The sequence below is a fragment of the Micromonospora sp. NPDC049139 genome (assembly GCF_055586845.1).
Map to the genome: position 1 here is coordinate 178,096 of NZ_JBVJHK010000006.1, position 13,214 is coordinate 191,309.

General features: G+C 75.1%; 15 protein-coding genes. 14 read left to right on the forward strand and 1 reads right to left on the reverse strand.

Annotation, left to right across the window (positions count from 1 at the left end):
• The first annotated feature begins 100 nt into the window (after positions 1–100).
• The 14 genes from ftsZ (at position 101) to ACZ6Q9_RS14125 (ending at position 12,579) form a co-directional block, all read left to right on the forward strand.
• Positions 101–1,216 carry a cell division protein FtsZ gene (gene ftsZ / locus ACZ6Q9_RS14060; protein WP_350686241.1) on the forward strand — a complete coding sequence of 372 codons (1,116 nt, stop codon included), beginning with the start codon at positions 101–103 and terminating at the stop codon, positions 1,214–1,216.
• 9 nt (positions 1,217–1,225) lie between these two features.
• Entirely contained in the window at positions 1,226–1,972 is a 747-nt protein-coding gene (locus tag ACZ6Q9_RS14065) for a YggS family pyridoxal phosphate-dependent enzyme (protein WP_393262746.1), read from the forward strand.
• A 196-nt stretch (positions 1,973–2,168) separates the two neighbouring features.
• Complete coding sequence (locus ACZ6Q9_RS14070) at positions 2,169–2,864, forward strand: cell division protein SepF (RefSeq protein ID WP_393262744.1); 696 nt, start codon at positions 2,169–2,171, stop codon at positions 2,862–2,864.
• 30 nt (positions 2,865–2,894) lie between these two features.
• On the forward strand, positions 2,895–3,200 hold the full coding sequence (locus tag ACZ6Q9_RS14075; RefSeq protein WP_393262742.1) for a YggT family protein: 306 nt from the start codon (positions 2,895–2,897) through the stop codon (positions 3,198–3,200).
• Positions 3,201–3,244: 44 nt separating this feature from the next.
• A complete protein-coding gene (locus ACZ6Q9_RS14080; protein ID WP_393262741.1) occupies positions 3,245–4,045 on the forward strand; it encodes a DivIVA domain-containing protein in 801 nt (266 codons plus the stop codon).
• Positions 4,046–4,120: 75 nt separating this feature from the next.
• Positions 4,121–4,738 carry a hypothetical protein gene (locus tag ACZ6Q9_RS14085; protein WP_396827444.1) on the forward strand — a complete coding sequence of 206 codons (618 nt, stop codon included), beginning with the start codon at positions 4,121–4,123 and terminating at the stop codon, positions 4,736–4,738.
• Between the two features lie 14 nt (positions 4,739–4,752).
• The gene (locus ACZ6Q9_RS14090; RefSeq protein WP_350709352.1) at positions 4,753–5,052 is read left to right on the forward strand and encodes a DUF167 domain-containing protein; all 300 of its coding nucleotides are present in this window, start codon (positions 4,753–4,755) and stop codon (positions 5,050–5,052) included.
• A gap of 22 nt (positions 5,053–5,074) precedes the next feature.
• A complete protein-coding gene (locus ACZ6Q9_RS14095; protein ID WP_393454747.1) occupies positions 5,075–6,574 on the forward strand; it encodes a potassium/proton antiporter in 1,500 nt (499 codons plus the stop codon).
• Positions 6,575–6,795: 221 nt separating this feature from the next.
• Complete coding sequence (locus tag ACZ6Q9_RS14100; RefSeq protein ID WP_088992775.1) at positions 6,796–7,215, forward strand: TraR/DksA family transcriptional regulator; 420 nt, start codon at positions 6,796–6,798, stop codon at positions 7,213–7,215.
• A 66-nt stretch (positions 7,216–7,281) separates the two neighbouring features.
• A complete protein-coding gene (gene lspA, locus ACZ6Q9_RS14105) occupies positions 7,282–7,890 on the forward strand; it encodes a signal peptidase II (RefSeq protein WP_393262734.1) in 609 nt (202 codons plus the stop codon).
• Complete coding sequence (locus tag ACZ6Q9_RS14110; protein WP_357456620.1) at positions 7,887–8,831, forward strand: RluA family pseudouridine synthase; 945 nt, start codon at positions 7,887–7,889, stop codon at positions 8,829–8,831. Before lspA ends, ACZ6Q9_RS14110 begins: the two co-directional genes overlap by 4 nt.
• A 45-nt stretch (positions 8,832–8,876) precedes the next feature.
• Positions 8,877–9,890, forward strand: coding sequence for a hypothetical protein (locus ACZ6Q9_RS14115; protein ID WP_393454755.1), 1,014 nt, complete (start codon positions 8,877–8,879; stop codon positions 9,888–9,890).
• A 77-nt stretch (positions 9,891–9,967) separates the two neighbouring features.
• Positions 9,968–11,593: an AAA family ATPase gene (locus tag ACZ6Q9_RS14120; protein WP_396827441.1), complete on the forward strand. Its 1,626-nt coding sequence runs from the start codon at positions 9,968–9,970 to the stop codon at positions 11,591–11,593.
• 56 nt (positions 11,594–11,649) lie between these two features.
• The gene (locus ACZ6Q9_RS14125) at positions 11,650–12,579 is read left to right on the forward strand and encodes a DUF2567 domain-containing protein (RefSeq protein WP_393454760.1); all 930 of its coding nucleotides are present in this window, start codon (positions 11,650–11,652) and stop codon (positions 12,577–12,579) included.
• Here ACZ6Q9_RS14125 and ACZ6Q9_RS14130 read toward each other — a convergent pair.
• Positions 12,494–13,198, reverse strand: coding sequence for an LON peptidase substrate-binding domain-containing protein (locus ACZ6Q9_RS14130; protein WP_393454763.1), 705 nt, complete (start codon positions 13,196–13,198; stop codon positions 12,494–12,496). The two genes, ACZ6Q9_RS14125 and ACZ6Q9_RS14130, sit on opposite strands and share 86 nt — an antisense overlap.
• Between the last annotated feature and the right edge of the window lie 16 nt (positions 13,199–13,214).

Here is a 13,214-nt window from a genome sequence, read left to right on the forward strand (position 1 = left end):
TTTAATCCTGATCCTCGCTGGTGACAGCTGTCGTCGACCGCTGGTCTGGCCAAGCCGTACCCGGTCGGCCCATGCCAATCTCGAAGGGAAAGGACCGGAGATGACACCTCCGCACAACTACCTGGCGGTCATCAAGGTCGTCGGCATCGGTGGCGGCGGCGTCAACGCCGTCAACCGGATGATCGAGGTTGGGCTCAAGGGCGTCGAGTTCATCGCGATCAACACCGACGCGCAGGCGCTGCTGATGAGCGACGCCGACGTCAAGCTCGACGTCGGCCGCGAGCTGACCCGTGGGCTCGGCGCGGGCGCCAACCCCGACGTCGGCAAGAACGCCGCCGAGGACCACCGCGACGAGATCGAGGAGGTGCTCAAGGGCGCCGACATGGTCTTCGTGACCTGCGGCGAGGGCGGCGGCACCGGCACCGGCGGGGCGCCCGTGGTGGCGAACATCGCGCGCAAGCTCGGCGCGCTGACCATCGGCGTGGTGACCCGGCCGTTCTCCTTCGAGGGCAAGCGCCGCCAGGTGCAGGCCGAGTCCGGGATAGACGAGCTGCGCAACCAGTGCGACACGCTGATCGTCATCCCCAACGACCGGCTGCTGGCGCTCGGCGACCGCAACATCAGCATGATGGACGCGTTCCGCACCGCCGACCAGGTGCTCCTCTCCGGTGTCCAGGGCATCACCGACCTGATCACCACGCCGGGCCTGATCAACCTGGACTTCGCCGACGTCAAGAGCGTGATGAGCGGCGCGGGCAGCGCGCTGATGGGCATCGGCAGCGCCCGCGGCGAGAACCGCGCCGTCGAGGCGGCCGAGGCGGCCATCTCCAGCCCGCTGCTGGAGCAGAGCATGGACGGCGCCCGCGGCGTGCTGCTCTCCATCGCCGGCGGGTCGGACCTGGGCCTGTTCGAGATCAACGACGCGGCCCAGCTCGTCACCGACGCGGCCCACCCGGACGCCAACATCATCTTCGGTGCGGTCATCGACGACGCCCTCGGCGACGAGGTGCGGGTCACCGTCATCGCGGCGGGCTTCGACGGCGGCGCGCCGGCGTACAAGGCCGCCGAGTCGGGCCGCAAGCCCAACCAGAACCAACCCACCCAGCCCAGCACGCCGGTCACGCCCCCGCCGACCATGCCCGCGCCGACCCAGTCGCCGCGCCGGGTGCTCTTCGACGACGTGGACGTGCCCGACTTCCTCAAGAACGGTTCCTGAGCCCCGCCGATGACCGACAGCCCAGCCACGGTGCGCCCGGACCGGCGCGCCGAACTCGCGGCCGGCCTGGCCGACGTACGATCCCGGATCGCGCAGGCGTGCGCCGACGCGGGACGCGACACCTCCGAGGTCACGATGATCGCGGTGACCAAGACCTACCCGGCCGGGGACGTGGTGGCCCTGGCCGGGCTCGGCGTCACCGACGTCGGGGAGAACCGGGACCAGGAGGCGTCCGCCAAGGCGGCCGAGGTGGCCGCGGCCGGGGTGACGCCCCGGTGGCACTTCATCGGGCAGTTGCAGCGCAACAAGGCCCGGTCGGTGGTCCGCTACGCCGACGTGGTCCACTCCGTCGACAGCGTCCGGCTGGCGCGGGCGCTGGACGCGGCCTCGGCGGCGGGCCGGGAGCGGCCGCTGGACGTGCTGGTCCAGGTCAGCATCGACGGGGCCACCGGCCGGGGCGGGGCGCTGCCCGACTCGGCCGACCCGGACGCCGGGCTCGGCCCGGTGGCCGAGGCGGTGGCCGGCGCGGACGGTCTGCGGCTGACCGGCCTGATGGCGGTGGCGCCGCTGGGCTGGGAGCCGGAGCGGGCGTTCGCCCGGCTGGCCGAGGTGGCCGCCGGGTTCCGGACGCTCCATCCGGGAGCCGCCGCCCTCTCCGCCGGCATGAGCGGGGACCTGGAGACAGCGATCCGGTACGGCGCGACACATGTCCGCGTGGGCAGCGCGTTGCTCGGAATGCGTCCCACGCTGCGGTAGCCTGACCGCGAGAGAAGCAAATTACATGCGTGTTGTTTTGAAGGGGCGGCGTCCCGTTGTCGGGGGTCGTGGCGTGCGACGCGAATCGCGCGCCAGGGGATTGCCGGTCCGGTCCGGTGGGCAGAAAGTGTTCCACTCGCGACAAGGCGACACGGCACGGGGGCGCGTGCCGCACGGCGGACGGGAAGGGCGCGGGATGGGTGCACTGCGCAAGGCGGGGGTCTGGCTCGGTCTGGTCGAAGAGGACGACGAGCGGGCCTATGACGACGGTGGCTACGAAAAGGGTGGCTACCGCGATTCGCGCTACCGGCAGAGCCGGTACTCGGAGGAGTTCGCCGACGACGAGGAGGACGACGCCGAGGAGCCGCCGGCGCCCCGGTCCCGCCTCGGCGACCGCGGCCGGCTCTCCGAGCGGGTCGCCTCCCGGGCGGCCGAGGCCGAGCGGGCCGACGGCGACCGCCCGGAGCGGGCCGAGCGGTCCAGCGTCCGCTCCATCACCCGGTCGACCGCCGGCGAGACCTCCGGGGCGCTGACCTACCACACCCGCGACAACCTGGCCCTGGCGCCGCAGGCGCAGCCGCGTGAGCGGGCGGTCGTCGCCGAGGAGGAGCAGCGCTACCAGATCACCACGCTGCACCCCACCACCTACCGCGAGGCGCGGACCATCGGCGAGCACTTCCGCGACGGCGTCCCGGTGATCATCAACCTCACCGAGATGGACGAGGCGGACGCGCGTCGACTTGTCGACTTCGCCGCCGGGCTCGCGTTCGGCCTGCGCGGTACGATCGAGCGCGTGACCAATCGGGTGTTCCTGCTCTCACCGGCCAACGTCCAGGTCACCGCGGAGGACAAGGCCAAGATCGCCGAGGGCGGCTTCTTCAGCCTGAGCTAGCCCCGCCCGACCCGAGGGACGTCGCCTGTCGTGTTGTCGATCGTGCTGCAAGTGCTGTATCTGGTGCTCTACATCTTCCTCATCACCCTGCTCGCCCGGTTCGTCCTGAGCGCCGTCCTGCAGTACGGTCGGCGCTGGCAGCCGGGCCGCGGGGCATCGGTGGGTCTGGAAATCGTGTGGAGCGTCACTGATCCCCCCCTCAACGCGTTGAGGCGTGTGATCCCTCCGTTGCGAATTGGTACCGTGAGCATCGACCTGGCCTCACTTGTGCTCCTGGTTATCCTGTTCGTGCTGATGGAGTTCGTGTTGAGGCGGTCGATCATGAGCCTTGTCTGATGACCGACGCGCTTTCGCGGCCGCAACTGACCCGAGGAGTTTCGATGCCGCTGACCCCGGCCGACGTCCACAACGTCGCCTTCAAAAAGCCGCCGATCGGCAAGCGGGGGTATGACGAGGAGGAGGTCGACGCATTCCTGGACGAGGTCGAGCGCGAGCTTGCCCGTCTCATCGAGGAGAACAACGAGCTGCGTGCCCAGGTGGAGCGCGGCGGCCGTGGCGGCGCCCCCGCCGGCCCCGGCGGCGACGCCCGTCTCGCGGCGGAGCTCAACGACGTCAAGGCCCAGCTCGACCGGGTGCAGCGCGACAAGGCGGCGGCCGAGCAGGCCGCCCGGGCGATGCAGGCGGAGCTGGAGCAGGTCCGTACGGCCGGTGGGCCGGCGGTGACCGGTGACGGCGAGCAGCAGGCGCTGCGGGTGCTGATGATGGCCCAGCGGACGGCCGACGACCACGTCTCGGACGCCCGTCGCGAGGCCGACCAGCTGCTCTCCGAGGCCCGTTCCAAGGCCGAGGAGGTCACCCGCGAGGCCCGTTCCAAGGCCGACGCCCTCGAGCGCGACGCCCGCCAGCGGCACCAGGAGGCCATGGGCGGCCTGGACGCCAAGCGCACCGCGCTGCAGAAGCACATCGAGGAGCTCAAGCAGTTCGAGCGCGAGTACCGCACCCGCCTGAAGGCCTACCTGGAGAGCCAGCTGCGCGACCTGGACGGCCGCGGCCAGGGCCTGGAGGCCGAGATGACCCGTGGCGAGGGCACCCGGGCCGCCGGCGGCAACGGTCTCGCCGCAGCCGGTCTCGCCGGCTCCTACGGCGGCGGTCGTTCCGGCGCCCTCGAATCCGGTCGCTGATCACCGGTCGGCGGCCGTCGTCACCGCGACGGTCGCCGACCTCGCCTCATCGGCACGACCCGGCGGGGGTGAGCCGTGATTGTCGCGAGTCTCCTGCTCATCCTCGTCGCGGTGGTGCTGCTGGTGGCCGGCCTGGCCGGTGGCTCCAGCGTCCTTCTCGTCGTCTCCATCGCGGCCAGCCTGCTGGCCGCCGTCGCGCTGGTCGTGGGCGCCCGCCAGGCGGCCGGCGACCGGCTGGCGGCGGAGCGGCCATCGCGCACTGACCGGCGGTCGCGCACGGCGACCCGGCGGGCCGACGCGGCCTTCGCGTACGGGCCGCCCGTGGAGCCGGAGATCCCCGTCCAGCACGTCCCTCCGACGGTCGACGCCGGCGGCACCGGGTGGCGGCAACCGCCCGAGCCACCGGTGGCCGACGTCGGCTCCCGGGGCGCCGCGCCTGGCGCGGTCGGGGCGTACGACGACGAGCCGGCGGCGCAGGACGTCACACCGGCCGACGCCGCCCGGGTGGCCCGCCTCGATGCCGAGGTCCGGGTGGTCGACGGGCGTCCGCGCTACCACCTCACCGGGTGCGCCCACCTCGTGGGCCGCGAGCACGAGTCGCTGCCGGTCGGCGAGGCCGTCGAGCTCGGCTTCACCCCGTGTGCCGACTGCGCGCCGGACACCGCCCTGCTCGCCGACGCCGGCCGGCTCTGAGCGGCCCGGCTCCGGTGGACGACACGCTGACCGTGGCGGTCCGGGTGAAGCCCGGCTCCGCCCGCGCCCGCGTCGGCGGCCGCTTCGACGGCCCGCACGGGCCCGCGCTGGTGGTCGCCGTCAACGCGCCGGCCGTGGACGGCCGGGCCACCGAGGCGGCCCGGCGGGCGCTGGCCGGGGCGCTGGGCGTCCGACCGGCTGCGGTGTCCCTGCGGGCGGGCGCGGCCAGCCGCGACAAGCTCTTCCTGGTCGAGGGTCCCGCACCGGAGCTGACCGAGGCGCTGCGCCGGCTGCGCGACGGGGCCGCCGGGTGACGTACGCCCGGGTCGGGCACCCGTGACGCCGGGGCTGGATCTCGCGCTGCTGCTCGGCGCGGCGGTGCTGCTGGTGGCGGTCGGGGCGGTGCGGCTGTCCACCCGGCTCGGGGTGCCGAGCCTCCTGGTCTACCTGGCCCTCGGCGTCGCCATCGGCGAGGCCGGGCTGGGCATCCGCTTCGACGACGCCGAGCTGACCCGGACCCTCGGCTTCTGCGCGCTCATCGTGATCATCGCCGAGGGCGGGCTGACCGCGCGGTGGAGCACGCTGCGCCCGGTGCTCGGGCTCGCCGCCCTGCTCTCCACCGTCGGCGTACTGGTCAGCATCCTGGTCGTCGGCCTCGCCGTGCACCTGCTGCTCGGGCTGGACTGGCGGTTGGCGCTGCTCTACGGGGCGGTGCTCTCCTCCACCGACGCGGCCGCGGTCTTCGCCACGCTGCGCCGACTGCGCCTGCCGCCCCGCCTGGTGGCGACCCTCGAGGCCGAGTCGGGGATGAACGACGCCCCGGTCGTGCTGCTGGTGGTGCTGCTGTCCCGGGAGGGGATCACCCATCCGTGGTGGTACGAGACCGCCCTGGTGAGCTACGAGCTGGGCGTCGGCGCGGCTGTCGGTTTCGCGGCCGGCGTCGGCGGGCGGTGGGCGCTGCGGCACGCCGCCCTGCCGTCGGCGGGGCTCTACCCGATCGCGGCGGTCGGGCTGACCGTGTTCGCCTACGCCGCCGGCGCGGTGCTGCACGCCTCGGGCTTTCTCGCCGTCTACGTGGCGGGGGTGATCCTCGGCAACGCCCGGCTGCCGCACCGGCAGGCCATCCTCGGTTTCGCCGACGGGTTGGCCTGGCTGGCGCAGATCGGGCTGTTCGTGCTGCTCGGGTTGCTCGTCACGCCGAGCCGGCTGGGCTCGGCGGTGCTGCCGGCGGTGGTCGCCGGGCTGGCGCTGGTGCTGCTCGCCCGGCCGCTGTCGGTGGCGGCGTCCGCGCTGCCGTTCCGGTTCGGCCTGCGCGAGCAGGCGTTCCTGTCCTGGGCGGGGCTGCGCGGCGCGGTGCCGATCGTGCTCGCCACGATTCCGCTGTCGGAGCGGGTGCCCGGCGCCGACCGGCTCTTCGACTCGGTCTTCGTGCTGGTGGTGATCTTCACGCTGCTGCAGACCGGGACCCTCGCCCCGGTGGCCCGCCGGCTGCGGGTGACCGCCCCGGCCGAGGCGGCGGAGATCCGGGTGGAGACCGCCCCGCTGGAACGGATGCGCGCCGACCTGCTCCAGGTGGAGGTGCCGCCGGGTTCCCGGCTGGCCGGGGTGCACGTCGACGAGCTGCGGCTGCCGCTGGGCGCCTCGGTGACGCTGGTGCTGCGGGACGGCGCGGGTGTCGTGCCGGGCCCGGACTTCCGGCTGAAGACCGGCGACAGCCTGCTGATCGTGGCGACCGCCGGGGTGCGCGACGAGGCGGAGCGCCGGCTGCGGGCGGTCAGCCGGAGGGGCCGGCTGGCCCGCTGGTTTGGCGAGTACGGCGAGGATCGCGACGGTTGATCTGCTAGCGTTCCTTTTGCCCCGATAAGGTGCGACTCGGGGTCGAGCGGCGGTGCGTCGGAGCGGCACGTTGTCGGACGCCTGTACGTTCCGTATTCTTGCGAATCTCCGGAGTGCGCGGCCACGTCGCCGCGCGCCCCTTTTGTACTGGGGGCGCCGATGTCGGCGGCCCCTGTCCAGGCGCCGCGGTCCGCCGCGGTTCCGCGGCCGAGGGAGCGACGATGGCGAAGCCAGCCGAGACCAGGACCGCCGGCCGCAAGCCGGTGGCGAAGGCCACCCGCAGCGCGGCGGAGACCGAGAAGATCCGGGCGGCCCTGGCGGCGCGGCGTGACGAGTTGCGTGCCGAGTACGATCAGACGCTGAGCGAGATCACCGAGCTGCAGCGCGACCGGCTGACCGACTCGGCCGGGGACGACCAGGCCGACACCGGGACGAAGACGTTCGAACGCGAGCAGGAGATCTCACTCGCCAACAGCATCCTGGAACGGATCACGCAGGTCGAGCGGGCGTTGGAGCGGCTCGACGAGGGTGGCTACGGCTGGTGCGAGCGGTGCGGCAACCCGATCCCGGTGGAGCGGCTCGCCGCGTTCCCGTCGGCCACCCTCTGCGTGACGTGCAAGCAGCTGGAGGAGCGGCGCTGAGGCCCGCTCCCCGGCGGCCATGGGAGGCGGCGCGCGAGCGCCGCCGCGAGCGTCGATGGGGAGCAGATGTCCGAAGCACCGCCCGCCGGGTCCGGCAGCGCTGAGCCGGGAGGCGGCACGCCCCGCCGCCGGGCCGTCACCATCCTGCTCGGCGTCGCGCTGACCGCCCTCCTGGCCGACCTGGTCACCAAGCACCTCGCCCTGCTCACCCTGTCCGACCGCGAGCCGGTCAAGCTGCTCGGCGGCGCGGTCTACCTCACCCTGACCCGCAACAGCGGCGCGGCCTGGAGCATCGGCGCGGACCACACGTGGGTCTTCCCGCTGATCACCCTCGGCGTGGTCGGCTGGATCCTCTGGATGGCCCTGCGGCTGCGCTCGCTGCCCTGGGCGATCTCGCTCGGCCTGGTGCTCGGCGGGGCGCTGGGCAACCTCACCGACCGGATCTTCCGCGCCCCGGGCTGGTTCGTCGGGCACGTGGTGGACATGGTCAGCCTCTTCGACCCGTACGGCCGGGTCTGGCCGGTGTTCAACCTGGCCGACAGCGCCCTGGTCTGCGGCGTGGTGCTCGCCGTCGTGCTGGAGCTGACCGGCCGCCAGCGCGACGGCAGCCGGGTCGGCAAGGACGGGGCCACCGAGGCGACGCCGGCCGACGCGGGACAGCGGGAGCGGGCATGACCTCCGCCTTCGCCGCCGGCGGCGACCACCGCTCCCTGCCCCTGCCCGACGGTCTCGACGGCACCCGGCTCGACCAGGCGGTGTCGCGGCTCTTCGGGCTCTCCCGCACCGCCGCCGCGGCCCTGGTCGACGCCGGCGACGCGCTGGTCGACGGGGTGGTCCGGGCCAACTCGTACAAGGTCAGGGCCGGCTCCTGGCTGGAGGTGACCCTGCCCGCCCCGGCCGCCCCGCCCACCGTGGTGCCGCAGGCGGTCCCCGGGCTGCGGGTCGTGCACGCCGACGACGACATCGTGGTGGTGGACAAGCCGGTCGGCGTCGCCGCGCACCCGAGCCCCGGCTGGACCGGCCCCACGGTGATCGGCGCGCTGGCCGCGATCGGGCACCGCATCTCCACCAGCGGCGCCGCCGAGCGGCAGGGCGTGGTGCACCGGCTCGACGTGGGCACCACGGGGATCATGGTGGTGGCCAAGAGCGAGCAGGCGTACACCGCGCTGAAGCGGGCGTTCAAGTACCGCGAGGTCGAGAAGCGCTACCACGCCGTGGTGCAGGGGCACCTCGACCCGCTGCGGGGCACCATCGACGCCCCGATCGACCGGCACCCCACCCACGACTACCGCTGGGCGGTGGTCTCCGGCGGCAAGCCGAGCATCACCCACTACGACACGGTGGAGGCGTTCCCGGCGGCGAGCCTGGTCGACGTCCGGCTGGAGACCGGCCGCACCCACCAGATCCGGGTGCACTTCTCCACCCTGCGGCACCCGTGCGTGGGCGACCTCACCTACGGGGCGGACCCCACCCTCTCCGCCCGGTTGGGTCTGGCCCGACAGTGGCTGCACGCCCGCTCGTTGAGCTTCCTGCACCCCCGCACGGGGGACGAGGTGCGCTTCGTCAGCGACTACCCTGACGACCTGGGCCGGGCGCTCGAGATCCTCCGCGACTGAGCGTCGCCCCACCGCCAGACGATCCGACGAGGGGGATCCGCACCCGTGCGCGCCGGCGACCCGCTGCGGCGATGGGACCAGCCACCGCTGTCCCGGCTGGCCGGCGCCGTGACCCGGCCCGGCGACGGCCCGGCCCGGCCGCGGGTGCTCACCGTGATCGCGCTGCTCTCCTGCGCCGCCGTGCTGCTCGCCGCCGGGTGGGCCGGCGACGACCGCCCGACCGGTGACCGCACCGGCGGCGAGGTGACCCGGGTCGGGGTGGCCCACGGCGACTCGATCCCCGGCTACGTCCGCGCCGCCGCCGCCGACCTGGCCGCGCTGCCGCCCGCCGCCCCGGCGGCCGGCGACGGGACGTACGCCCTGGTCTCCCTCTCGTCCTACCTGACCCCGCAGGGGGCGGCGGCGGTCCTCGGCGACGTGCCGGTCGCCGCCGTCCTCGGGCGGGTGCCGCTCGCCGACCGGCAGACCGAGATCGTCCGCATCCCCGCGCAGCGGGTGCCCGACGACGTGGTCGCCGGGATGGCCGACGTCGCCGCCCGCAAGGAGCGGGAGGCCGCCGACTACCGCGCCCGGTCCGGCGCGCTGACCGACGGCGGGCAGGCAGAGCGCGAGCTGCGGCAGGTGTACGACAGCGGCGCCGAGGTGTCGGCGGCGGAGGCAGCCGCGTACCGCTCCGGCTGCGCCTGCCTCTACGCCGCGGTGGTCCGCGCCGAGCCGGTGGCCCTGCGCCGCCTGGCCGCCCGGCCCGGGGTGCGGGCGGTCGACCCGGCGCCCGAGGTCACCCGGCTCGACCGGACCGTCTTCACGCCGCCGCTGCCCGAGCAACGAGAGGTCGCGCACCCGCCGGCCGACGCCGGCCTCGTCGCGCGAGCTGCCACGGGGAAAGGCGACCGGGGCACGCCCCCGACCCCGCCGGTGGGCGAAACGTCGGAACCCGCACCCGAGGTGACGGATTCGTCACCGGTCCGGACCGGCCCGGCATCCGGCGGAATCCCACCGCCGACCCCGCCCACCTCGGCAGACGCCGCCGCCGGCGGCACCGGGGCACCGGCCGGGTGACGGTGGGCAGGACCGAAGGTGCGCGGACGGGTGTGGTCCGAATAGGGTTTCGTTCGTAGCCTGTCAGGCGGACGTCGATGGTGCTGGGAGGGCGAGCCGTGGAGGGCAGCGAGACCGGCTGGGCACGGCCGGCCGAACCAGCACCGCGGTGGCGGGCGCTGCTCGACCGGGCCCGGCACGGTGGTCGACCGGCCGAGCCGGCCGAGACCGACCGGCGCGAGGCGCCGCCGGCCCCGCCCGAGCCGCTGCCGCGCCGGTCGTCGGGGAACGGCTACGCCGCGCGGGTGCCGGCCATCGGGCGGGCCCCCGAGCCGCCGCACGGCGCGGAGCCCGGCCCGCCGGGGTACGGCACGGAGTACGGCCACCCGGCCGACGCCGGATACGGCCGCCCGGCCGACGCGGGGTACGGCCACCCGGCCGACGCCGGGTACGGCCACTCGGCCGACGCGGGGTACGGCCGCCCCGCCGACGCGGGGTACGGCCACTCGGCCGACGCGGGGTACCGGGCCGAGGCCACCTACCGGGCCGAGGCCACCTACCGGGTCGAGCCGGCCTACCGGGTAGACCCGGCCGAGCCGGCCTACCGGGTGGACCCGGGCTATCCGGCCGAGCCGGACCACCGCGAGCCGCCGGCCCACCGGCCCGAGCCCTCCCACGTCGTGCCGACGCAGCGGCGCGGGCACGAGCCGGTCGAGTCGCGCTACGCGCTGCTGGACAACGGCTACCGGCACGAACCGCCCCCGGCCGAGTCCCGGTACGCCCCCCTGCTCGACGGCGGCTACCGCCCCGAGCCCACCTACCAGCCGCCGCCCCCGGCAGCGCCGCCCGCCCCGCCCCCGGTCGCCGAGCGGGGCTACCCGGCCCGCGTCGAGTGGCGCCCGCGCGGGGCGGAGAGCGAGCTGGAGCGCGCCGCCGGGGTGCTCCGCCGGGACCTGGGCACCCCGCGGGTGCTCGCGTTCGCCAACCCCAAGGGCGGCGTGCACAAGACCACCGCCACCGTGCTGGCCGCGGCGACCGTCGGCAGCGTACGCGGCCGGGGCGTGCTGGCCTGGGACGACAACGAGCTGCGCGGCACCCTCGGGCTGCGCGCCGGCAGCGCCCGGCACGCCCGCACCATCCGGCACCTGGTCGGCGACCTCGCGCACATCGAGATCAAGGAGGGCGCGGAGCTGCTGGCGCACCTGGACGACTACCTGCGGCACGCCTCCGACGGCTCGTACGACGTGCTGGCCGGCGAGGAGAGCCCCCGGTTCGCCCAGCGGCTCGACCAGTTCACCGTCCGGCGGGTGCTGGAGCTGCTGCGGCGCACCCACGACGTGATCTGCGTGGACACCGGCAACAACGTGGAGAGCGCCAACTGGCGTACGGTCATGCAGGCGGCCGACCAACTCGTGGTGACCACGGTGCCGCGCGAGGACGCCGCGTTCAGCGCCGACTGGATGCTGGACCTGCTGCACGAGGTGGGCATGGGCGAGCTGGCCGACAACGCGGTCACCCTGATCTCCTGCCCCACGCCGGGCCGCTCCCCGTTGCAGGACGACCTGGAGCGCCACTTCGCCACCCGCACCCGCGCCGTCGCCGTCGTGCCGTACGACCCGGCGCTGGAGACCGGCTCCTCGATCGAGTACCAGCAGCTCCAGCAGGAGACCCGGCAGGCGTGGCTGAAGGCCGCCGCGGTGATGCTGGAACCGTTCGCCCGGTGAGCGGGTGTGCCGCCACCGGCCACCCGCGCCGCAGCCCGGCCTGAGAGGATCACGGGGTGAGCGCGGACACCCCCGAACCCGACCGGCCCGGCCGCCGGCCCGACGAGCCGGGCGCCCCGGCACCGGCAGCCCCGGCGGAGCGCGCCGCCCCGGCCGGGGATGCCCCCGCCGGCCCGTACGGCGCCCGGGAGGTCGACCAGCAGGTCGCGTGGGAGGCCGGCCCGTACGCCCCGCCGACGGCGGGCGCCGTGAGCCCGTACGACGGCCCCGGCGCGTTTCCCTACGGCGACCCGGGCGCCGCCTACGGAGTCGGCCAACCGGTCCCGCCCGCCGAGCCCGAACTGCCGCGTCGCCGGGCGGTGCGGCTCGCGGCGGGCGCGGGGCTCGCGCTGACCGTCCTGGGGGTGCCGCTCGGGCTGCTCTGGGCCGCGCTCGCCCCGGACACCCCGGTGCTCAAGGTCCCCGACGGCGCGATCTACGCCGAGCCGCAGCCGGAGCAGCCGGTCGCCGCCGACGGCTGGTTCAGCCTGCTCGGGCTGGGCTTCGGGGTGCTCGCCGCGCTCGCGCTGTGGTTCGTGCTGCGCCGCGTGCGGGGGCCCGTCGGCCTGCTCGCCACCGTGCTCGGCGCGTTCGGCGCGGCGCTGGTCGCCTGGCAGGTGGGCCGGCGGATCGGGCTGGCCGGCTACCAGCGGCTGCTGGAGACCGCCCCGGACGGCCGGGCCTTCAGCAAGCCGGCGGACCTGCGGGCCGGCGGGATCGACCTGATCTTCGGCGTGCTGCCGGTGCCGCACGGCAACCTGCTGCTGCCCGCCTTCGGCGCGGCCGTGACGTACACCCTGCTGGCGGGCTGGTCCCGCTGGCCGTCGCTGCGCCCGGAGCCCGAGCCCGGCGCGCCCGGGGTCAGTTGGGAGTCGGCGGGGAGGCCAGCTCCGCCAGCGGCACCGGAACCGCCCGCACCTGGCGCAGCAGCGCCGCCTCACGGTTGAGCAGCCGCAGCTCGGCGCGGAGCCGGGCGGCGGTGTCGTCGATGGCGAGCAGCCGCTGGCGGTCGGCCACCGTCAGCGCCGCCGTCGCGGCGACCAGGTGGGAGAGCACCGTCGGGTCCTCCGGCAACTGCTCGGACAGCTCCTCCGGGTCGGCCCGGACCAGCCCCAGGTACTGCCGGAAGACCGAGATCACCCGGGCGGCGAGCAGGTCGGCGACCTCGTCCGGCCCGTCCGGCTCCGGCAGCCACTCCACCTCCGCGGTGAGGTAGGGCGCGGCCTCGCGGTCGACGTCGGTGACGCGGAACCTGCGCCGGCCCACCGTGACGATGTCGAAGCCCCCGTCGGGGCGCTCGGTGACCTGCCGCAGCTCGGCCGTGCAGCCCACCTCGTGCAGGGTGACGTCGCCGCCGCCGGGCACCGGCCGGCCGTCCGGGGCGGTGGGGGCGACCTCCCAGCCGGCCTGGATGGCCACCACGCCGAACTCGCGTGGGGCGCCCTCGGGGAGCCCGACCAGGTGCCGGACCAGGGCGCGGTAACGCTCCTCGAATATGTGCAGTGGCAGCACCAGACCGGGGAAGAGGACCGTCCCGAGCGGAAATACCGGCAGCCGCGCAGTCACGCGTCGAGGGTAGCCC